The following is a 20,357-nucleotide window of genomic DNA, read 5'->3' on the forward strand; positions in this document are numbered from 1 at the left end:
TGATCATGGCGAGCGGGTGGTTCGATTGTGCCCATGAAGCGACTCAACGGCATGGACGCGATGCTGTTGTACAGCGAGACGCCCAATCTGCACACGCATACGTTGAAGGTCGCGGTCATCGATGCCTCCGAGTTCGACGGAGAGTTCGGCTTCGACACCTTCCGCCGGACCATCGAGCGTCGTCTGCATCTGCTCGACCCGCTGCGCTATCGGCTCGTGGACATCCCGTGGCGGCTGCACCATCCGATGTGGTTGCCCGACTGCCCGGTCGACCTCGACTACCATCTGCGTCGCGTCCAGGTCCCGGCGCCGGGCGGTCGCCGCGAGCTCGACACAGTCATCGGACAGATCGCGAGCACCCCGCTGGACCGCACCAAACCGTTGTGGGAGTTCTATTTCGCCGAAGGGATGGCCGACGATCGGTTCGCTCTGGTCGGTAAGGTGCACCACACCCTCGCCGACGGGGTCGCCTCGGCCAACCTGCTGGCCCGGTTGATGGACCTCGCCGGCGGCGGACAGGACGAACGTGACGGGCCGCCCCAGTCATGTGACCCTCCCGCCAGGGGGCAGTTGCTCAAGGAAGCACAACTCGACCACGTCAAGAACATCGCCGAGCTGCCGGGGCTACTGCGCGACACCGCGCGGGGGGTGCGGCGCCTGCGGCAACGGGCCCGGCAGCGGCGCGCCAACCCCGACATGGCCAAACCGTTCAACGCGCCACCGACGTTCCTCAACCACGTCGTGTCGCCGATACGTACGTTTGCGACCGCAACGTTGCCGTTGGCCGAGGTGAAGGAGACGGCCAAGCATTTGGGCGTGACGTTCAACGACGTCGTTCTCGCGATGTCGGCGGGCGGCCTGCGGGAGCTGCTGCTGCGTTATGACGGCCGCGCCGACCGCCCGCTGTTGGCCACGGTCCCGATCAGTATCGACAAGTCGACCGACCGCATCACCGGCAACGAGCTCGGCGGCCTGATGGTCTCGGTGCCGGTCCACGTCGACGATCCGCTGCAGCGGGTCACGCTGACCGCCGAGGCGACCACGCGCGCCAAGGAGAACTACGATCTGCTCGGGCCGACGCTGCAAGCCCGCTATCTCGAATACCTGCCGCCGCCGTTGGCGCCGGCGCTCTTCCGCGCCCAGTCCAAGCGCGCCGACCACAACCGGCTGATGAACGTGGCGATCTCGAATGTGCCCGGGCCGCGCCAGCGCGGCCATATCGGCGGCGCCCCGGTCAGCGAAATCTATTCCGTCGGGGTACTTTCCGCGGGCAGCGCGTTCAACATGACGGTGTGGAGCTATGTCGACCAGCTCGACATCGCGGTGCTCTCCGACGACTGCACCTTCACCGATCCGCACGAGGCGACCGATGCGATGGTGCACGCGTTCGACGAGCTCCGCGCAGCGTGCGGGCTACCCCGGTCGGCGCCGGTGCTCAGCGCCATGGCGCCCGCCTCCTGCGGCGGCGATTAGTTCAGGTCACGAAGTTCGTTACGCAGGATCTTGCCCGTACTCCCCCGCGGCAATTCCTTCAGGATCGTGATGTCGCGCGGCACTTTGTAATTCGCGAGGTTGTCCTTCACGTGCTGCTTGAGGTCGTCGACCGACGGTGATGCACCGGATTCGTTCAACACCACGAACGCCGCCAAGCGTTGGCCGTACTGTTCGTCGTCGACTCCGAGCACGGTCGCCTCGGCGACTGCAGGGTGGGCGATCAGGGTGTTCTCCACCTCGATCGGGTACACGTTCTCCCCGCCGGAGACGATCATCTCGTCGTCACGGCCCACCACGAACAGGCGACCGGAGTCGTCGAGGTAACCCATGTCCCCGGAGGCCATGAATCCCTCGTGGAAGTCCTTGGTGGAACCCGAGGTGTAGCCGTCGAACAACGTCGAGCTCTTGACGAAGATCTGGCCCACCTCCCCTGTGGGGACCTCACGCCGGTCGTCGTCGAGGATGCGGATCTCGGTCCCGTCGGCCGGCCGGCCGGCGGTGTCGGGTGCGGCCCGCAGGTCCTGTGGCGTTGCGGTGGCGATCATGCCGGCTTCGGTGGCGTTGTAGTTGTTGTAGATGACGTCGCCGAACTGGTCCATGAAGGAGATGACGACATCGGGTCGCATCCGGGAGCCGGACGCGGTCGCGAACCGTAACGACTTGCCGCTGTAGCGGTTCCGGACCTCGTCGGGCAGGTCCATGATGCGGTCGAACATCACGGGGACGACCGCCAGGCCCGTGGCGCGGTGTCGGTCGACGAGTTCGAGCGTCGCCTCGGGATCGAACTTGCGCCGGGTCACGATCGGGCACGCGAGCAGCGCGGCGAACAGCAACTGGGAGAACCCCCAGGCGTGGAACATCGGCGCGGCGATGACGATCGGCTCCTCCGCGCGCCACGGGGTGCGGTCCAGCACGGCCTTGAGATCGCCCGCACCGCCGCTGCCCGCAGAGCGCTTGGCGCCCTTGGGTGTTCCGGTGGTGCCCGAGGTGAGCAGGATGATGTCGCTCTTACGCTCGCTCGGCTGCGGCCGGCGGCCCAGGTGGGCATCGATCAACGCGTCGGTGGTGGTCGCCGTCGAGTCCGGGTTGTCGACCCATCCCAGCACGCGGCGGGCCGCCGGCGCGTCGCGCAGCGCGCGGTCGACGGTCTCGGTGAATTCCTGGTCGTAGATGACGACATCGGCGCCCTCGCGTTGAATCACCTCGGCCATGGCCGGCCCGGCGAAGGAGGTGTTGAGCAGCAGCACGTCCGCGCCGATACGGTTCGCGCCGACCAACGCCTCGACGAAGCCGCGGTGGTTGCGGCACATCACGGCGACGGTCTTCGGCTGCCACTGCTGCAGGGCTGCGCCGAGGGCGTCGCACCGGTCATCGAGCTGCTTCCAGGTCAGCGTGCCGCGCTCGTCGATGAGTCCGGGCTTGTCCGGGCAGCGTTGCGCGGCGGTGGCGAAGCCCACGGTCGCGGTGAGCCCGGCACGCCGCACGGCCAGCCCCATCCGCAGGTACCGGTCCGGTCGCATCGGCGCGATCAGCCGCGCCTGCCACAACGTATTGATCAGTCCCAGTTGGTCGGCCACACCCTCACCCCAGAATCGGGAATCGGCGCTGACGCGCCAACTCGTCGAGAGCAGTCTGCATGACGGAGCGCACGTACTGGTCCACTTCGTCGATGTCGGGATCGTCGCCGAATTGTGCCCGCACGTCGATCGGCTCGAGCACCCGGGTGACGATCTTGGCCGGCAGCGGCACGTTGGGCGGGAAGATCACCGAGAAGCCGAACGGGAAGCCGAGGCTCACGGGCAGGATCTCCACTCGCGCCTTGGTGAGTCCCAGCTTGCGGGCCAGCGAGTCGCCGCGCGCGAGGAAAATCTGGGTCTCCTGCGCGCCGATCGACACCACCGGCACGATCGGCACGTCCGCCTCGATCGCGGTACGGACGTAGCCGGTACGGCCGGCGAAGTCGACCTTGTTGGCGGTCAGCGTCGGCCGGTACGAGTCGTAGTCGCCGCCCGGGAACACCAGCACCACGGCCCCGTCGCGCAGCGCCTTGGCCGCGTTCTCGCGGCTGGCCTCGATGACCCCTGCCTTGCGGAGCAGGTCCCCGAGCGGTCCCATGAAGATGCCGTAGTGCCCGAGCGTGTAGAGCGGCCGGTCGAAGCCGAACGTGCCGTAGAACTCCGGGGCGAACACGAGCACGTCGGGAGTGAGCATGCCGCCGGAATGGTTGGACACCACCAGCGCTCCCCCGGCTTCGGGCATCTTGTCGATGTCGCGCACCTCGGCGCGGAAGTAGCGCTTGATGAGCGGCCCCACCCAGTTGGTGATCTGTCGGGTGAAGCCGGGGTCCCACTTCGCCGTCTCGGCGGGTTCGTCGGGCATGGTGCGGATATGATACTCTGCTAATAAGAGAATGTCATATCCGCAGGCAGGAGGCTTCGATGTCGAGTACATCCGGGACTGTGCTCGTCACCGGAGGCTTCGGCCTGGTCGGTTCGGCAACCGTTCGCAGGCTGGCCGAGCTCGGTCGCACCGTCGTGGTGGCCGATCTCGAAACGCCCGCCAACCGGTCGGCCGCCGAGCATCTCCCGTCGGGAGTAACCGTTCGGTGGGCGGATCTAACCAACGCCGAGCAGACCGCCCGCCTCATCGGCGAGGTGGCGCCCGCGGTGATCATCCACCTCGCGGCCATCATCCCGCCGGCGATCTACAAGAATCGTGCGCTGGCCCGGCGCGTGAACATCGACGCCACCGCGACGCTGGTCCGGATCGCCGAGGCGCAACCCACACCCCCGCGGTTCATCCAGGCATCCAGCAACGCCGTGTACGGCGCACGCAACCCGTACAAGGCCACCGGACCGGTCACCGCCGACATGCCGATGAAGCACTCCGATCTGTACAGCGCGCACAAAGCCGAGGCGGAGTCGATCGTGCGGGCGTCGTCACTGGAATGGGTGGTCCTGCGCCTCGGCGGGGTCCTGAGCGTGGACCCGAAGGCGATCCCGTTCAGTGCCGACGCGTTGTACTTCGAGAGTCTGTTGCCGACCGACAACCGGGTGCACAGCGTCGACGTCCGTGACGTCGCGTGGGCCTTTGCCGCCGCGACCACCGCCGATGTGGCGCGCGAGATCCTCCTCATCGCCGGCGACGACTCGCACAAGCTGTCCTACGGCGAGATCACGCCTGCGCTTGCTGCCACCCGCGGCCTCAAAGGAGGGCTGGCCCCCGGCCGCAAGGGCGACCCCGACGATGACGACGCCTGGTTCGTCACCGACTGGATGGACACCACGCGCGCTCAGGAAGCCTTGCAGTTCCAGCATCATTCGTGGCAGGACATGCTCGCCGAGGCGAGGCGCAACGCCGGACCCTCCCGCCACGTGCTGCCGCTGCTCTCTCCGCTGATCCGGGCGGTCCTGAAGCGCCGTGGCGCCTACTGGAATCAACCCGGTCGCTACGCCGACCCGTGGGGCGCCATCCGGCGCGGCCTCGGCGATCCGTCCCCGGATTCCTAGCCCGGCCCCAGCGTCGGCACCCCGGTGCGGGGGTGCGGGTACCACCCGCCGGCCGCTTCCGTACCACCGTCGACGTGCAACGTCTGCCCGGTGATGTAGCCGGCCATGTCCGAGGCGAGAAATACCGCAGCTGCGGCGATTTCGTCGACGTGTCCGGCGCGCCCCAGTGGGATGGCGGCACCGACCGGGGCGCTGCCGCCGGACATCGCGGCCAACCCCTCGGTCATGGTCAGATCCGGTGCGAGCGCATTGACCCGGATCCCGTGTGGGGCCAGTTCGAACGACGCGGTCTTGGTGTAGTTGATGACCCCGGCCTTGGCGGCGGCGTAGGCCGCGTACCCGGGGGCCGCACGGACTCCCTCGATCGAGGTGACGTTGATGATGCTGCCCGGGGACCCGACGGCCACCAGCCGCCGCGCGATCCGCTGGGTGCACAGCAGGACATGACGAAGGTTGCTGCGGTACAGCGCGTCCCAACCGTTCTCCGTGGTGTCCAGCAGGCCCGAGCGGAAAGTACCGCCGGCGTTGTTGACCAGGATCGAGACCGTGCCGAGCTCCTGCTCGGTGCGTTGCAGCGCGGCGTCGACGGCGGCACTGTCACGCACGTCGACGACCACGGCGAGGCCGCCGATCGCGTCGGCAACGGCGGCACACGTGTCGGGGTCCCGCTCCCAGACCGCAACCGACGCACCGAAGGCCGCGAAGCCCTCGGCGATCCCGCGCCCGATGCCCGCACCTCCCCCGGTCACGACGGCGACGCGACCGGTCAGCATGATGTCGGACGCAGCGATGGCCATGACCGGAAAGGCTAGCGGGCCGGAGCGGTCCCGATGATCCCTTCGGCTTCGAGCGCAGCGATCTCGTCGGCGGACAGGCCCAGTTCCCCGAGGATTTCCCCATTGTGCTGCCCCAACAGTGGTGCGGGAGCGGTGTGTACGCGCCGCGGTCCGCGGGAGGACCTGAACGGCAGCGTGCTGTGCGGTGTCGCCGGGTTGACCGGGTGGTCGACCGATTCGAAGAACCCACGCTCCTGCAACTGGGCCAGTTCGGTCTGCCGGTGCGGTTGCATCACCTTGGCCACGGGAACACCTTGTGCCCAGAGTTTTTCGACGATCTCGTCGGCGCCGAGCCGCGCACACCACTGGCCGAGATGTCGGTCGATCTCGTCGTGTCCGGCGCGTCGGCCCGAGGCGGTCGCGAAGTCCGGAGACCGTGCCCACTGCGGGTCGTCGAGGGCGGCAACCAGACCCGCCCACTGCGCGTCGGTGGCGACTGCGATCGCGACCCAGCTGTCCAGACGCCCGAACTCGTCGATGTCGGCCGACAGGTACAGGTTCTGCGGCGCAGCGGTCGGCCCCCGGTTGCCGTCGCGCTGGAGCACCGCACCGTAGGCCGAGTACTCGATGACCTGTTCGGCCGCGACATTCAGCGCCGCGTCCACCATCGCGGCCTCCACCATCGAGCCCTCGCCGGTGCGGCGCCGATGCTCGAGAGCGACCAGGATCGCATTGAATGCGTGCACACCGGCGTTCGGGTCGCCCACCGAGTAGGGCTCGAACGGGTTGCGGTCGGGATAGCCGGTCAGCCAGCTGATCCCGGCGGCGGCTTCGATGACGTAGGCGAAGGCCGGGTTGTCCCGCCAGGGCCCGTCGAGCCCGAAGCCGGGCATGCGGACCATGACGACGTCGGGTTTGATCTCGCGGACCACGTCGTAGGTCAGCCCCATGCTCTCGAGCACCCGCGGCGTGAAGTTCTCCACGACGACGTCGGCGGTCGCGATCAACTTCTTCAGCAGGTCTCGCCCGGTGTCGCTCTGCAGGTTCAGCGTGATGCCACGCTTGTTGGTGTTCAGTCCGGAGAAGATCGGCGAGCGCTCCCACCAGTGGTCCTCGGTCACCGGGATCCCGGCGATCAACCGCGTGCCGTCGGGATGGCGGGTGGATTCGACGTGGATGACGTCGGCGCCGAGCATCGCGAGCAGGTGGGTGCAGCTGGGCCCGGCCCAGAACGTCGTCATGTCGATCACCCGCAGACCGGCGAACGGCAGGTCGTCTCGTCGCGACGGTGCACTGACCGTCGCGGCGGGACTAGTGGGTCCACCGTCGGCGCACGTTCGTGCGCGGTAGTGCTCGGTGTGCTCGCCGAGGTGCGGAGCGGGCAGCGGGGGCTGCAGCATCGGCGGCGTGGTGCGGTAGGGCTGCGTCGGCTGGGTGAAGCCGTCGCGGGGGTTGACCACGAAGCTGCTGCGTGCCACGAAGTGGTCGAGTTGTTCGACGTTGGCGCCGTTGGCGACCGGCGCGTTCGGGATGCGGAAGGCGGTGGCCAGATCGCGGATCTCGTCGACGGTCTGTTCGGCGACCCAGGCGTAGAGTTCCTCGGATTTCTCGTTGGCCTGCTCGGTGATCGACAGCGGTGAGTCTTCGTCGATCCACTCGACGTGCCCGGTCATCGCGCACAGGTCGAACCACTGTTGGGCGGTGCCGCAACCGATGTCGACCAGGCCGTCCTTTGCGCGCGCGATGCCAGGGACGGTCAGTCGCCGCGCGTCGCGCCACGGCCGGCCCAACATCTCGAAGTAACTCACCGGGTAGTAGGTCAGACCGAGCACGGACGTCTCCAGCATCGACAGGTCGATCACCTCGGCGCCACCACGCAACCGTGACGCCAGCGTGGCAGCGCTGGCGTACGCGCCGGCGAGGTACTCCCCGACCTGCCCGCCCACATACACCGGCGCCCGGTCGGGTGCCCCGCGGCCGAGCCCGACGATGCCGCCCGACCAGGCCTGCAGCGTGAATTCCGTGGCCGGTCGGTCGGTCCACGGTCCGTCGAGACCGAACGGGGTGATCGCGGTGACCGTCAAGTGCGGGTGACGTTCCCCGATCGCCGCGGGCGCGAACCGGGCACTGTCGGTGATGCCGGAACCGCGCGACCAGACGACCGCGTCGGCGTCGGCGAGCAGCGCGTCGACGAAGTCGTCGTCAGCGCCCGGTTCGGCCACCACACTGTGTTTCGTGCACGCCAGGAACGAGAACAGCGCGCCGTCGGCGCCGGGGATGATCTCGGCGGCTGTACCGGATTCGGCGCCCGCGCCGGAAGCCGACCACCGGCGCAGCGGATCCCCCTGGGGCGGTTCGACTTTGATGACCGTGGCACCACCATCGGCCAGCAGCTTCGTGCAGTAGTTACCCGCGATGCCGCCGGCCAGGTCGATGACGACGTAGCCCGAGAGCGGAGGCTCGACCAATCCCCTCTAGTCCTTCTTGGCCCGGTTGCGTTTGCTCAGCCGGAACTCCGGCGGGAACTTGCTGTCGTTGTCGTTGACCGCGGCAGACAGACCGCTGTCGATCGACTCGAACATATCCAGATCCTCGTCGCTGTCGTTGGCCACGCCGTTGCCCATCGACTCGAAGAACGCGGACAGCAGGCTGCCCATGTACTCGCCCTGCTGCTGCTTGAAGATCTCGAAGAACATCTTCTGCTGGAACACCGTGTCCACCGGTCGGTTCCGGGCGCAGGCCAGCGCGTACTTCTGCGTCTCGGCTTCGAGTTGGTCGCGGGCGACGACCTTGTTCAGGAAGTTGCAGTCATACATCTCGGCGGCGGTGAAGGGCCGACCGGTGAAGACCATCTCCTGGAACTTGCGCAGCCCCATCATCTGCACCCACGTCCACATCCGGGGACCCCAGCCGTGATAGCGGAACGACGGGTGGCCGAACAGCGCGTCATCGGACGAGATCACCAGATCGGCGTCGGCGCACTGGTAGAAGTGCCAGCCGTAGCAGTAGCCCTTGGCCTCGACGATGCTGATCTTCTTGAAATCCTGCAGCGCGCGGTTGCCGGCCTGGGAGTTGGCGTACCAGGCGCTGATGGTGGCGCCGTTGCGGAAGGTGCCCTTCGGCGGGTAGGTGACCTCGCCCACGCCGTCATCCTCGAGGCGCAGTTCGGCCAGTCGGACGGCCGGATTGTCGTTGCCCTCCATGAACTCCGGCAGATCGGCGCCACTGCCGAGGTTGTCCCCGACGCCGCGGATGATCACGACCTTGACGTCGTTGTCGGCGTTGGCCGCACGCAGCACGTCGGCGTAGCGCAGTCGTGCCATCGACGTCGGAGCGTTGAGGAACTCCGGGCGGTTGAACGTGATGGTGGCGATTTTGGTCCGGGGGTCCTTCTCGTAGAGGATGATCTCCTCAGGCTTTGGCCGCTCCGCGGCGGCGGGCTCTAGCCGCTCAGCCATGGACGGCCTCACGGTAGGCCGGCGCAGCCGAGAGCACCTCGGCGCCGTCGGCGGTGATCAGGACAGCGTCGCGGGTGAACACCGCGCCGACACCTTGCTCCCACACATAGGCGGATACCGCCATCACCATGCCTTCCTCGAATTTCTCGGCGTCTGCGGTGGTCCGCAGACGCGGTGTCACGACCGGGGGGTCGAAGCCCAGCCCGAGCCCGTGGGCCACCGGCATCGCCGGCAGCTGCTCACCGGCCTGCTGGTAGGCGTCCAGCAATCCGCTGGTCGGCGTCCCGGGCCGGCAGGCCTCGATCAGCCTGTCCCACAGGTCGTCTCGACGCCGGTACAGAGCGCGAACCACGTCCGTCGGCTCGCCCACGTAGAGGGTGCGGGCCACCTCGGCGACGTAACCGTCGGCCAGCACGCCGGCCGACAACGCGACCAGATCGCCGTCGCGCACCACACCGTCAGCTTCGGCGCGACGCCACGGGTGCTGCTTCGACGTCACCCACGCCGCGTCCTGGGTCGCGGGGGTGCTCACGCCGCCGGCAGCTTCGGCCTCCAGGATCGCTCCGGCGAGCGCACCCTCGGTGGCGCCCGCAGCGAGTGCGGCGACGCCGGCGGCCAGGCCCTGCTCGGCCACCACGAGGGCGCGGCGCAGCGCAGCCACCTCCTCGGGTGTCTTGATCCGGCGCGCGGCCTGCATGGCCGGTTCGGCGTCGACGAATTCCGCGTTGGGGAACGCCATCGGCAGCAGCTTGGCGAACATCGGTGTGAGGGCATCGGTTCCGACCCGTCGCACGGTGTCGGCGCCCTCGATGTTCTGCAGGATGCCGACCAACGTCATCGGGTTCCACGCGAACCCGTAGAGGTTCTCATGCGGGATCTCTTCCGGGATGCCCTCGTCCCAGGTGCTGTTGAGGTGGATCTCCCCGGTCGCACGTACGAACTCGCAGAGCGGCCCGAACGGCCGGGTGCCGGTCACCCACAGTTGTGGCGCCCCGGAGATGTACCGGACGTTGGCCTGCCGCCCGAGCACCAGCATGTCGAGGTCATGGGCTTCCATCTGCGCGAGTGCGCGCTGGCGGCGGCTGACGCGCAGCGCCAGGCCGTCGGCCTCGATCTCAGTTCCCACGGGGCACCTCGTAGGGGTCGTAGGGGTAGGCGGTCAGCGGCATCCAGCCGTCCTCGGTGACCACGACGATCTCCTCACCGCGGTAGCCGCCGGTGCCGTCCTGCCAGACCACCGGTTCGAACACCAGCAGCATGCCGGCCGGAAAGACGAAGTTGTCGTCCCAATCCTGGCCGAGATCCGTTCCGATCATCGGCATTTCGGCTGCGCTGGTTCCGATGCCGTGGCCCAGGTAGAAGTGCGGCAGCCAGGGTTTCTCGCCGCCTGCGGCCGCGGTGGCCGCCCGTCCGAGGTCACCGCATGTCGCGCCCTCCTTGGTCACCGACAGCACCGCGTCGACGATCTCGCTCCACTTGTCGAACTGCTGTTGTTGGACCGGCGTGGGGTCCTCACCGACGATCCAGGTACGGCCGTGGTCGGAACAGTAGCCGTGGTAGGCGATCGACACGTCGGTCCACAGCACGTCGCCCTCAGCCAGCTCGCGTTCGGTCGTCAGCAGCGGAAGCGCCAGGTCGCCGGTGGTCGTCCACGGTCCGTCGGACTTCGAGGTGGGCATGACCTGCCAGATCGAGTCGAACATGTTGGTGGTGGCACCGAGTTCGAAGGTGCGGCGCACGAATTCGGCCGAGAGGTCGATCTGGCGCGCCCCCGGGGCCAGCGATCGCTGGATCTCGCCGACGGCGATCTCGGTGATCTGGCACGCCCGCCGGATACACGCGATCTGGTCGATCGTCTTGACGATCTTGGCCGCGCCGATCACCGGTCCGGCGTCCACCGGCGCGCTGGGGAACAGCGCGGTGCCGGCCCGGCGCATCGCGCCGGTCAGTTCGTCGGTCGCGATCGTCGAGCCGGCCGGGAGGAGTCGTGCCAGAGTCTGCGCGAAATCGGCGACGCCTTCGTCGAATTCGAGATAGACCGGGCCGTGCACGTGGTCGTCGGGCAGACCGGATTCCATGGCCGCACCCTCGCGGAACGGCAGGAACAGGTGCGGATGCTCGTCGTCCGCCAGCACCACCGCCACCGGCCGCTCGACATGGGACAGGCCCGCGTCGGCCAGCGGCCAGCTGATGCCGGTGGCGTACATGACGTTGCTGTTGCCCAGCAGCACCAACGCGTCGACGCCTTGCTCGGACATCGCGGTGTGCAGCCGCGCCCCGACCTCCCGGCGCATCCGGGCGAAGTCCGGTTCGTCGGGGATCTCCAGCCACGTGTACCCGGTCCGGGCGATCTGCGTGACGCCCGGATGAGTAGCCGCGGTCATGAGATACCGAGGAACTTCTGCACGTTGGTGCTGACGATCTTGACCGCGGCCTCGGGCCCGACGGCATCGACGACAGTGGCCAGCGACTTCTCCGAGTAACCGAACGTGCTCTCGTTGTGCGGGTAGTCCGACGACCACATCACGTTGTCGACACCGATGTGGTCGATCAGCTGCAAGCCGAGCGGGTCGACCATGAACGACGCACTCATGTGCCGGTCCCAGTAGTGCCGGATGTCGTGCTGCAGTTCGTGGTTGAACATGTGCCGGTAGGAGGCCAGCATGTGTTCGGCGTCCTGCAATGCGGTGGGCACCCACGCGATACCGCCCTCGAACCACCCGACCTTGAGCTGCGGGTGACGGTCGAGGATCCCGGAGAACAGGTACTTTGCGAACTGTTCACGGAACGAGTCGACGTTGACCATCATGCCGACGACGACGCTGTTGTTCTGGCAGGGGGTCTTCGGCGGGGTCTCGCCGATGTGGTGGCTGACGGGCAGGCCGGCGGCTTCGATCTCGTCCCACACCGCATCCATGTCGGTGCTGCCGTAGTCGTAGATGTTGCCGTCGTCGTCCTTGCCGGGGTTCAACGGCAGCAGGAACGTCTTGATCCCGTAGGACTTCAGCTCCTCGAGCGTGGAACGGGTGCCCTTCGGGTCCCACCAGTTGATCAGCCCGACACCGTAGAAATGGCCCTCGGCCTGTTCCTGCAGGTCGGCGATGTGCTCGTTGTAGATGCGGAACACGCGCTCCCGCAATGACTTGTCCGGGTAGTGGAACAAGGCCAGCACCGCGTTGGGGAACGCCAGTTCCTTGTCGATGCCGTCCTGCTTGAGTTCCCGGACACGCGCGGCGATGTTGTTCGACGCCGCACCGGCGAGATCGTCGTACTGCATGAGTACGCGACCGAAGTCGCCGCCGGTCCAGGCCTTGCCCTTCATTCCGACCATGTAGGCGCCGTCCTCATACCAGATGCGCGGCGCCGCGCCTTTGAGTTCCTCGGGGAACCGGTCGTAGAAGATGTCGTCGGCCACCGAGATGTGGTTGTCGGCCGAGAAGATCTCCGTGCCTTCCGGCAGTCCGGCGATGGTTCCGGTGAAATGGCCCTGTCGATGCTTGGGTGCACCCCAACCTTCAGGGGGATAGAGCGGGGACGGCAATGTCGGGCTGGACATCGTGGGTACTCCAATCGGGCTGTGGAAGAGGGCTGTTACCAGTTCACCGGTAGTTCGTAGACGCCGTAGGCGAGCCGATCGTGCTTGAACGGCACCTCGTCGAAGGGGATGGCCAGGCGCATCGTCGGAATGCGACGCAGCAAGGTGTGGAACACGATCTGCAGTTCGGCGCGGGCCAGCTGCTGTCCGACGCACTGGTGGCGGCCGTAGCCGAAGCCCAGTTGCTGGCCGGCGTCGCGGCTGAAGTCCAGCTTGTCCGGCTCGGGGTAGGCCGCCGCATCCCAGTTCGCGGGCGCCAGGTCGAGGATGATGCCTTCGCCCGCCTTGATGGTCTCGCCGGCGATCTCGATGTCCTCGAGCGCGACACGGCGCTGACCGTTCTGGATGATCGAGAGGAACCGCATCAGCTCCTCGACCGCGTTGGCGATGAACTTCGGATCGTCCGAATCACGCAGCGCAGCCGCCTGTTCCGGATTCTCGAGCAGCGCGAGGATGCCGATGCCGATCATGTTGGCGGTGGTCTCGTGGCCGGCGATCAACAGACCGGTGCCCAACTGCGCGGCTTCCTTGACGCTGATCTCGCCGGCGGTGACGCGCTCGGCCAGATCGGACACCGCGTCCTCGGCGGGGTTGCGCTGTTTCTCCTCGACGAGGTCGATGAGGTACTGGTGCAGGCTCATCGCGCCTTTTTGCATGGCGTCCGCGGCAGCGAAGCGCGCCAGGCCGGCGTTCGCGTGCTCCTGGAAGAACTCGTGGTCCTCGTAGGGCACACCGAGCATGTCGCTGATCACGCGGGTGGGAACGGGCAGAGCGAGCTTGGCGACCATGTCGGCGGGTTGCGGCCCGGCCAGGATCTCGTCGATGCACTCGTTGGTGACGTCCTGGATCACCGGCCGCAGAGCCTCGACGCGACGGAAGGTGAACGGCTTGCTCAACATCCGGCGGAACCGGGTGTGCTCCTCGGCGTCGGAGGTGAACACGGAACGGGGCCGCTTGTACACCGTGGAGAGCATGTGCTCGTTCCAGTGCGGGAAACCTTCGATGCGGTCGTCGACGCTGACCCGGGAGTCGGCGAACAACTCACGCGCCACTGCATGTCCGGTGACCAGCCACGGGGTGGTCCCGTTCCAGATGCGCACCCGGGAAAGCGGTTTCACCGTGGTCATCTCGAGCATCTGCTGCGGAGGCGCGAACGGGCACTGCGGTGAGCGCTCCATCGGGTATTCGGGCACCGAAACGGCTTCTTGGGCAAGCGTGTCCGTCATTGTCACTCCTCGAGGTGGATGGCCAGGGCGGGGCATGCGGCCGCGGCCTTGCGGGTCTGGTCGGCATGTTCGGGTCCGGGTTCGGCGATGAGCAGTTCGACGACGCCGTCGTCGTCGCGTTGGTCGAAGACCTCGCCGGCGTTGAGCACGCACTGTCCGGAGGAAACGCACTTGTCCTGATCGACGGTGACCTTCATGTCAACGCGTCTCCGTCACCGGGGCGTGCCACAGACCGATGAGCGCGTCGATCAGGCCGGTGGCGGCGTCCTGCCACGACGAGCGGGCCACCGGTGAACCCTGGGCCAGGAGCCGTTCCCGGTCGGCGCAGCTGTGCATCAACAGGTTTCGGCCCATGATGTTGCGTTCGACGCGCACGTCGACGGGCAGGTCCGGGAGGCACCCGTTGATGCCGTCGAGGACACGCACCAGCGACGACGACGACAACGCATCCTTGACGATCATGTTGTGATACGCCGGGTCGGTCATCACCTGCGCGGCGAAGCGCGCATACCACGTCGGGTTTCCGAGTTCGGCAAGGTGATCGGTGAGCGGGCACACCAGCGCCGCGACCCACGCGCGCATGTCGGAGGGGTCGTCGATCTGCGCGACCCGGCGCTCCCGAAGCTCCTCGATGGGGCCCCGGTGCTTGTGCTCGATGGCCCGGACCAGGTCGGTCTTGGTGCCGAAGTGGTAACCGACGGCGGCGTTGTTGCCCTGCCCGGCAGCCTCACTGACCTGCCTGTTGGACACCGCGAAGACGCCGTGTTCGGCGTACAGGCGCTCGGCGGCCTTCAGGATCGCTTCTTGTGTGCTGCTGGCGCGGTCGGCGCGGACGCTCCGTGCGGTGGTCACCCCGTCAGTGAACCGCGTCACAGCCAATAAGTCAAGCGACTGCTTTAAGTCGGTCATGACTCGGATCTGCGGACGATCACCTTGCCGGCGACTGTGCCGCCATCGACGGGGAGCACGGTGCCGGTGACGTACCGCGAGCGGTCGGTGGCCAGGTACACCGCGGCCTCGGCGACGTCCTCGGCGGTGCCCTCACGCTTGAGAGGACGATCGTCACGCATCTGTTGACGGATCCGGGCCTCGAACTTCTCCAGCCGGGCGCGGTCCTCGTCGGTGGCCGACGACGCCAGGATCGGCGTCGGGATGTTGCCCGGCGCCAGGCAGTTCACCCGGATCTCGTAGTGCGCGAGTTCGATCGCGGCGCACTTGGTGAAGTGGATGATCGCGGCCTTGGAGGCGCGGTAGCTGGAGACGCCGCCGCCGGCCTGGATGCCGCCGATCGATCCGAGGTTGATGATCGAGCCGCCGCCGTGCTCGGCCATGTGGCGTCCCGCGTCGCGCGTCCCGGCCATCACGCCGAGCAGGTTCACGCGCATGACGCGGTCGAACTCCTCGAGGTCCTCGTGGAACAGACCCTTCTTCAGCGGGCCGGAGATGCCGGCGTTGTTCACCATGACGTGCAGACCGCCGAACTCGCTGACCGCATCAGCCACCATGTCGGCGACCTGCGCCTGGTCCCCCACGTCGGTGTGGCGGTACACGGTGCGCCCGCCGGCGGCGTTCAACTCCTCGGACAACGCGGCCCCGAGGTCGTCGCGCACATCGGCGATGAGCACACCGGCACCCTCGGCCGCGAACCGCGCGGCGATGCCGCGGCCGATCCCGGACGCACCGCCGGTCACGATCGCGGCCTTGCCCGCAAGTTCCGTCATCGCTCGATCCCTTCGAAGAAGTCCAACAACAATGCGTTCAGCGCCGCGGGTTGTTCGATCTGCGGGCAGTGCCCCGCAGCGTCGATGATCGCCGACCGCGCCCCGGTGATCTGCCCGGCGATCTCGGCGGCCCAACCCGGTGGCAGCAGCTTGTCTGCTCCGCCCTCGACGATCAGCGTCGGCACGGTGATGCGCTCGTAGGCGCGCGCGCTGCTCGGTGTGGCCGGCGGTTCGAGACCGGGCCGACGGAATCGCGCGGCCGCCAGCGATTCCCATGCGCCCGGCGCGATGCTGGACTCGTAGCGCCTGCGCACGTAGTCCTCGTCGGTCGGGTAGGACTCGGCGTGGAACAGCGCCCGGACGATCCTGCGCATGCCCTCGAAGGTGGCGTCGTAGTCGTATAGGGCGCTGACGTGTTCGTTGCGTTGGATCTCGCCGCCGCCGCAGATCGCGACCAGGCTGCGCAGCGGCAGCACGGGATTCTCGGAGGTGGCGTCGACGAGCAGGTTGATCGCACCCATCGAGTTACCCACGAAGTGCGCGCTGCCCACACCCATGACCTCACAGAACCGCGCGATATGTCGGATGCGCATGCCGCGGCCGTCGGTGAAGTCGACGACCTTGGCCGACTCGCCGAAGCCGAGCATGTCGGGTGCGAGCACGTGATAGCGCTGTGCGAGTGCGTCGACGGTGTGTTCCCAGCCGATCTCGGCGTTGGCGCCGAACTCTCCGCCGTGGAGCAGGACGACCGGATCGCCCTGTCCCGCTTCCAGATAGCCGGTGCGCAGCCCGTCGACGGTCACCGACCGCCGAGCGCTCACGCGGACGTCCCGCGGTTCGTCTGCGCGAACGCCAGCAGTTGGCTCGCCAGCAACTCCAGTTGGGTGGCCACGGCCTTGCCCTGCTCGGTGTCGGCCAACTTGCCCGACTGGTCCCAGATCGGGTCGGCGGAGTTGATCGCCACGCCGAGTGGGGTGGGCCAGGCCCGCAGCGCGTGCCCGATGCTGCGCAGTTGGGTCAGGGTGCCGACCGCCGCCTGCCAGCCGTACGCGCAGCTGATGCAGCCCCACGGGGTGTTGTCGAGATAGACGCGCGGATCTTCGCGCAGGTCCTCGATGTAGTCGAGGGCGTTCTTCACCAGACCGGAGATGGCGCCGTGGTAACCCGGGGAGCCGACCACCACCGCGTCGGCATCGCGCAGCGCCGCAACGAGTTCCAGCGCTCCCGGGGTGCGCTCGAGTTGATGCGGGGCATACATCGGCAGGTCGAGGTCAGGGCCGGCGAACATGCGGGTGCGCCCGCCCTGCCGTTCGACGGCGTCCAGGCAGTGCCGCACGGCTCGTTCGGTCGACGAGTCGGCGCGCAGCGTGCCGCCGAGCCCGACGATGAACGGCTGCTTGCTTTCGGTCACGACATCCTCACTTGATCGCGATGGGACTGACGGGGGCGCCGACCGCGCCGACGACCTTCAACGGCGGTGCGACGAGCTGGAATTCGTAGACACCGTCGGCGGCACAGTCCGCGGCCAGCGGGCCGAGGTCCCAGTATTCGCCGAGCATCAGCCCCATGTCGCGCAGACACAGCATGTGCATCGGCAGGAAGGTGCCGTCGATACCGTTGGCCGGATCCGGATCCTCGACCATCAGGTTGTCGGCGGCCACGGCGGCCACTTCGCGCTCGTGCAGCCACGCGGCACACGTCCAATCCAGACCGGCGCCGGGCTCGGCGCCTTCACCGGTGGACAGGAACCTCGTCCACCACCCGGTGTGGACGACGACGACGTCGCCCGAACGGATCTCGACGTTCTGCCGGGCGGCGATCTCGTCGAGTTCGTCGGGTGTGATGGTGGTGCCGGGCTCGCAGAACGTGTCAGCTCCGCGGTGGGCGACCACGTCGAGCAGCACCCCCCGCGAGGTGATGCCCTTGACGTCGACCTTCTCGATGCCCAGGTGGAACGCACCGAAGCTGGTGACCGAATCCGCCGGGAATCCGTTGTAGAGCTTGTCCTCGTAGTACACGTGGGACAACGCGTCCCATTGCGTGGCAGCCTGCAGCGGCATCACGATCATGTCGTCGTTGAACCGGAACGGGTTGTCGGCGAAGAACGCGCTCATGTCGGCGGCTACGGCGTTGCGCAGCCACTTCGGTCCGTACTCGACCAAGGTTGCGGCGTCGCCGCCGTCGACGGTCATCGTGTGCACGGGGTTCTGCCGGAACTTGAAGGCGCCCTGCGGTCCCCCGGCGCTGAAGTCCCCGCCCAGCGAGATGACCTTGCCGCTCTTCACCGTCGCTGCCGCCTCGGCCACCTTGTCTGGCGTGATGAAGTTCAGCGTGCCGAGTTCGTCGTCGCTTCCCCACCGGCCCCAGTTGCGTACCTGATCGGCCATCTTCCGGAAATCGGCCATACTGCCGGCCATCAGCTCACCCCGTCCACGTCACGTCGCGGCAATGCGTCGGCGAGATCGGTCTCGCCGACGGTTCCGCCGTCCACCCAGATCACCTGTCCGGTGATGTAGCTCGCTGCTGCACTGTTGAGGAACACCAGCACGCTCGCCTGCTCGTCGGGACCGGCGACCCGACCCAACGGCGTGCGAAACGCCTCGAGGTATTCCGGTCCGTACGCCGTCCGCAACTGATCGAGGATCGGCGTGTCGGTGACCCCCGGAGCGGTGCAGTTGATCCGGATCCCCCTGGCGCCCAACACCGACACGTTGGCCATGCCGTAGAGGATGATCGCTTCCTTGGCCAGGCGGTAACCGCGTCCGTCGTTGACGGCATCGGGGTGGCGGGCACACCACTCGATGCCCTCGTCGAAGGTGGTCGTATTCACCAGGCCGGCGGTCACCACGGCGTTGGACCGGTAGGCCGAGGCGGCCAGGGAGGACACGTTGGCGATCGCCGATCCGGGCGGCATCTGGGGCACCAGCGACTCGGTGAACCGCCGGGTGCCCAGGAAGTTGATGCGCACCACCCGCAGCGGATCCCCGATCCCCGACGACACACCGGCGACGTTGAACAGCGCGTCGACCGGTCCGCCCACGGCCGAAACGGCCTGATCGATCGATTCCTCGGATGACAGATCGAGCGGGACGAACTCGCCGACCTCCGCTGCGGGCGCACGGATGTCCAGCCCGATCACCTCACCACCGAGGGCGGTCACCTGCGCTGCCACGTGGGCGCCGATACCCGACGCCACGCCGGTGACGACGACCCGCTTGCCGTCGTAACGCCACCGGTCCCCGATACCCGCCACCTAGCCGGAGGCTTCCTTGACCGCCCGGGCCTGCTTCTCCTGCTCGGCCGCCTTGACGCGACCCTCGTTGATCTCGGCCATCGCCTCGGGAATCTCACCGGCGGTGAACTTGCCACCCCGACCGGTCGGCAGCCCGCCGAAGGCGTAGGTGTCGTCGAACGCCGGCGCGTCCGACGGCTGACGACGCGCCTCGACCTTCTCGATCACCGGCTCCAGCCGCTTGGCCTTGTCCTTGACCGCCTTCTCGTCACGCTCGATGAACTCGGGCAGGATCTCCTTGCCCATGATCTCGAGCGACTCCATCGTGCCTTCGTGGCTGCGCGGATTGAGCAGCAGGATGATCTCGTCGACGCCGCTGGCCTCGTAGCCGCGCAGGAACTCGCGCACCGTCTCCGGGGATCCGATCGCGCCGCGGCCCGGACCGTAGGCCAGCGTGGGGTCTTCCTTGACCGCGTTCTCGTAGAGCTCCCACACGCCGGTGCGACCGGGGGTGTGCATGCCGTTGATGTAGTAGTGCATGATTCCGAACGAGAAGAACCCGCCGCCGATGCCGAGCCGCTCTAGGGCCTGCTCGTCGGTCTTGGCCACCATCATCGACAGGTCACCGCCGATCGCCAGGATGTTGGGGTTGATGGCCGGTGTGACCGGTGCGCCCTGCTCCTCGAACTCCTTGTAGTAACCGTCGACCCGGGTCTTGAGCGCTTCGGGACCCGTGTAGGCGAAACTCAGTGCGCCGATGGCCTTCTGGGCCGCCATCTGCACCGACGAGGGACGGGTGCAGGCCACCCACACCGGCGGGTGCGGGTTCTGCAGCGGCTTGGGGATCACGTTGCGGGCCGGCATCTCGACGTGCTCGCCCTTGAAACCGGTGAACGGTGCCTCGGTCATACAGCGGATCGAGACCTCCAGCGCCTCTTCCCACATGGTGCGCTTGTCGGCCGGGTCGATGTTGAACCCGCCGAGCTCGGCCACCGACGATCCCTCACCGGTGCCGAACTCCACGCGCCCGTTGGACAGGTGGTCCAGGGTCGCGACGCGCTCGGCGATGCGCGCGGGATGGTTGATCGGCGGCGGCAGGTGCATGACCCCGAAGCCCAGCCGGATGTTCTTGGTGCGTTGGCTGGCGGCCGCGAGGAACATCTCCGGCGCGGTGGAGTGGCAGTACTCCTCCAGGAAGTGGTGCTCGGTCAGCCACACCGTGGAGAACCCGGCCTTGTCGGCGAGCTCCACCTCGTCGAGGCCGTGCTGGAACAGCTGGTGTTCGTCGTCGTCGGACCAGGGCCGCGGCAACGGGAACTCGTAGAACAGGGAAATCTTCACTTCTG

19 protein-coding genes are annotated in these 20,357 nt (G+C 67.6%); 2 read left to right on the plus strand and 17 right to left on the minus strand.

Annotated elements, in window-relative coordinates; translation table 11 throughout:
* The first annotated feature begins 33 nt into the window (after positions 1 to 33).
* Positions 34 to 1,473, plus strand: coding sequence for a wax ester/triacylglycerol synthase family O-acyltransferase (locus ACAG25_RS02780; RefSeq protein ID WP_370486735.1), 1,440 nt, complete (start codon positions 34 to 36; stop codon positions 1,471 to 1,473).
* On the opposite strand, the gene fadD12 is transcribed toward ACAG25_RS02780, so the two are convergent.
* Together fadD12 and ACAG25_RS02790 are read right to left on the minus strand one after the other, a co-directional pair.
* The gene (fadD12, locus tag ACAG25_RS02785; protein WP_370486862.1) at positions 1,470 to 3,014 is read right to left on the minus strand and encodes an acyl-CoA ligase FadD12; all 1,545 of its coding nucleotides are present in this window, start codon (positions 3,012 to 3,014) and stop codon (positions 1,470 to 1,472) included. The two genes, ACAG25_RS02780 and fadD12, sit on opposite strands and share 4 nt — an antisense overlap.
* Before the next feature lie 61 nt (positions 3,015 to 3,075).
* Entirely contained in the window at positions 3,076 to 3,873 is a 798-nt protein-coding gene (locus ACAG25_RS02790) for a lysophospholipid acyltransferase family protein (protein ID WP_370486736.1), read from the minus strand.
* Positions 3,874 to 3,932: 59 nt separating this feature from the next.
* Here ACAG25_RS02790 and ACAG25_RS02795 point away from each other — a divergent pair, with 59 nt between their 5' ends.
* Positions 3,933 to 5,003: an NAD-dependent epimerase/dehydratase family protein gene (locus ACAG25_RS02795; protein ID WP_370486737.1), complete on the plus strand. Its 1,071-nt coding sequence runs from the start codon at positions 3,933 to 3,935 to the stop codon at positions 5,001 to 5,003.
* Here ACAG25_RS02795 and ACAG25_RS02800 read toward each other — a convergent pair.
* From ACAG25_RS02800 to ACAG25_RS02870, 15 genes are read right to left on the minus strand one after another with little or no spacing between them, the layout of a single operon-like run.
* Positions 5,000 to 5,800 carry an SDR family NAD(P)-dependent oxidoreductase gene (locus ACAG25_RS02800; RefSeq protein ID WP_370486738.1) on the minus strand — a complete coding sequence of 267 codons (801 nt, stop codon included), beginning with the start codon at positions 5,798 to 5,800 and terminating at the stop codon, positions 5,000 to 5,002. The two genes, ACAG25_RS02795 and ACAG25_RS02800, sit on opposite strands and share 4 nt — an antisense overlap.
* 11 nt (positions 5,801 to 5,811) lie before the next feature.
* Positions 5,812 to 8,247: a CoA transferase gene (locus ACAG25_RS02805; RefSeq protein ID WP_370486739.1), complete on the minus strand. Its 2,436-nt coding sequence runs from the start codon at positions 8,245 to 8,247 to the stop codon at positions 5,812 to 5,814.
* Between the two features lie 6 nt (positions 8,248 to 8,253).
* Positions 8,254 to 9,237, minus strand: coding sequence for an enoyl-CoA hydratase/isomerase family protein (locus ACAG25_RS02810; RefSeq protein WP_370486740.1), 984 nt, complete (start codon positions 9,235 to 9,237; stop codon positions 8,254 to 8,256).
* Positions 9,230 to 10,363, minus strand: coding sequence for a M24 family metallopeptidase (locus ACAG25_RS02815; RefSeq protein ID WP_370486741.1), 1,134 nt, complete (start codon positions 10,361 to 10,363; stop codon positions 9,230 to 9,232). Before ACAG25_RS02815 ends, ACAG25_RS02810 begins: the two co-directional genes overlap by 8 nt.
* The gene (locus ACAG25_RS02820; protein ID WP_370486742.1) at positions 10,353 to 11,621 is read right to left on the minus strand and encodes a M24 family metallopeptidase; all 1,269 of its coding nucleotides are present in this window, start codon (positions 11,619 to 11,621) and stop codon (positions 10,353 to 10,355) included. The genes ACAG25_RS02815 and ACAG25_RS02820 overlap by 11 nt, the downstream gene beginning before the upstream one ends.
* Positions 11,618 to 12,793 (minus strand): amidohydrolase family protein, encoded by a 1,176-nt coding sequence (locus ACAG25_RS02825; protein ID WP_370486743.1) that lies wholly within the window; start codon positions 12,791 to 12,793, stop codon positions 11,618 to 11,620. The genes ACAG25_RS02820 and ACAG25_RS02825 overlap by 4 nt, the downstream gene beginning before the upstream one ends.
* Before the next feature lie 35 nt (positions 12,794 to 12,828).
* On the minus strand, positions 12,829 to 14,058 hold the full coding sequence (locus ACAG25_RS02830) for a cytochrome P450 (RefSeq protein WP_370486744.1): 1,230 nt from the start codon (positions 14,056 to 14,058) through the stop codon (positions 12,829 to 12,831).
* 2 nt (positions 14,059 to 14,060) lie between these two features.
* Positions 14,061 to 14,255, minus strand: coding sequence for a ferredoxin (locus ACAG25_RS02835; RefSeq protein ID WP_370486745.1), 195 nt, complete (start codon positions 14,253 to 14,255; stop codon positions 14,061 to 14,063).
* A 1-nt stretch (position 14,256) separates the two neighbouring features.
* Positions 14,257 to 14,967 (minus strand): TetR/AcrR family transcriptional regulator, encoded by a 711-nt coding sequence (locus ACAG25_RS02840; protein ID WP_370486746.1) that lies wholly within the window; start codon positions 14,965 to 14,967, stop codon positions 14,257 to 14,259.
* Positions 14,964 to 15,779, minus strand: a complete 816-nt coding sequence (locus ACAG25_RS02845) for an SDR family NAD(P)-dependent oxidoreductase (RefSeq protein ID WP_370486747.1) — start codon at positions 15,777 to 15,779, stop codon at positions 14,964 to 14,966. Before ACAG25_RS02845 ends, ACAG25_RS02840 begins: the two co-directional genes overlap by 4 nt.
* Positions 15,776 to 16,600: an alpha/beta fold hydrolase gene (locus ACAG25_RS02850; RefSeq protein WP_370486748.1), complete on the minus strand. Its 825-nt coding sequence runs from the start codon at positions 16,598 to 16,600 to the stop codon at positions 15,776 to 15,778. Before ACAG25_RS02850 ends, ACAG25_RS02845 begins: the two co-directional genes overlap by 4 nt.
* Positions 16,597 to 17,190, minus strand: a complete 594-nt coding sequence (locus ACAG25_RS02855; protein ID WP_370486749.1) for an NADPH-dependent FMN reductase — start codon at positions 17,188 to 17,190, stop codon at positions 16,597 to 16,599. Before ACAG25_RS02855 ends, ACAG25_RS02850 begins: the two co-directional genes overlap by 4 nt.
* Before the next feature lie 7 nt (positions 17,191 to 17,197).
* Positions 17,198 to 18,196: a cyclase family protein gene (locus tag ACAG25_RS02860; RefSeq protein ID WP_370486750.1), complete on the minus strand. Its 999-nt coding sequence runs from the start codon at positions 18,194 to 18,196 to the stop codon at positions 17,198 to 17,200.
* On the minus strand, positions 18,196 to 19,032 hold the full coding sequence (locus ACAG25_RS02865; RefSeq protein WP_370486751.1) for a coniferyl-alcohol dehydrogenase: 837 nt from the start codon (positions 19,030 to 19,032) through the stop codon (positions 18,196 to 18,198). The genes ACAG25_RS02860 and ACAG25_RS02865 overlap by 1 nt, the downstream gene beginning before the upstream one ends.
* The gene (locus ACAG25_RS02870) at positions 19,033 to 20,352 is read right to left on the minus strand and encodes an LLM class flavin-dependent oxidoreductase (protein ID WP_370486752.1); all 1,320 of its coding nucleotides are present in this window, start codon (positions 20,350 to 20,352) and stop codon (positions 19,033 to 19,035) included. It abuts the gene before it with no gap.
* Between the last annotated feature and the right edge of the window lie 5 nt (positions 20,353 to 20,357).

Origin of the sequence: Mycobacterium sp. pV006, assembly GCF_041287115.1 — a bacterium.
Classification (GTDB): domain Bacteria; phylum Actinomycetota; class Actinomycetes; order Mycobacteriales; family Mycobacteriaceae; genus Mycobacterium.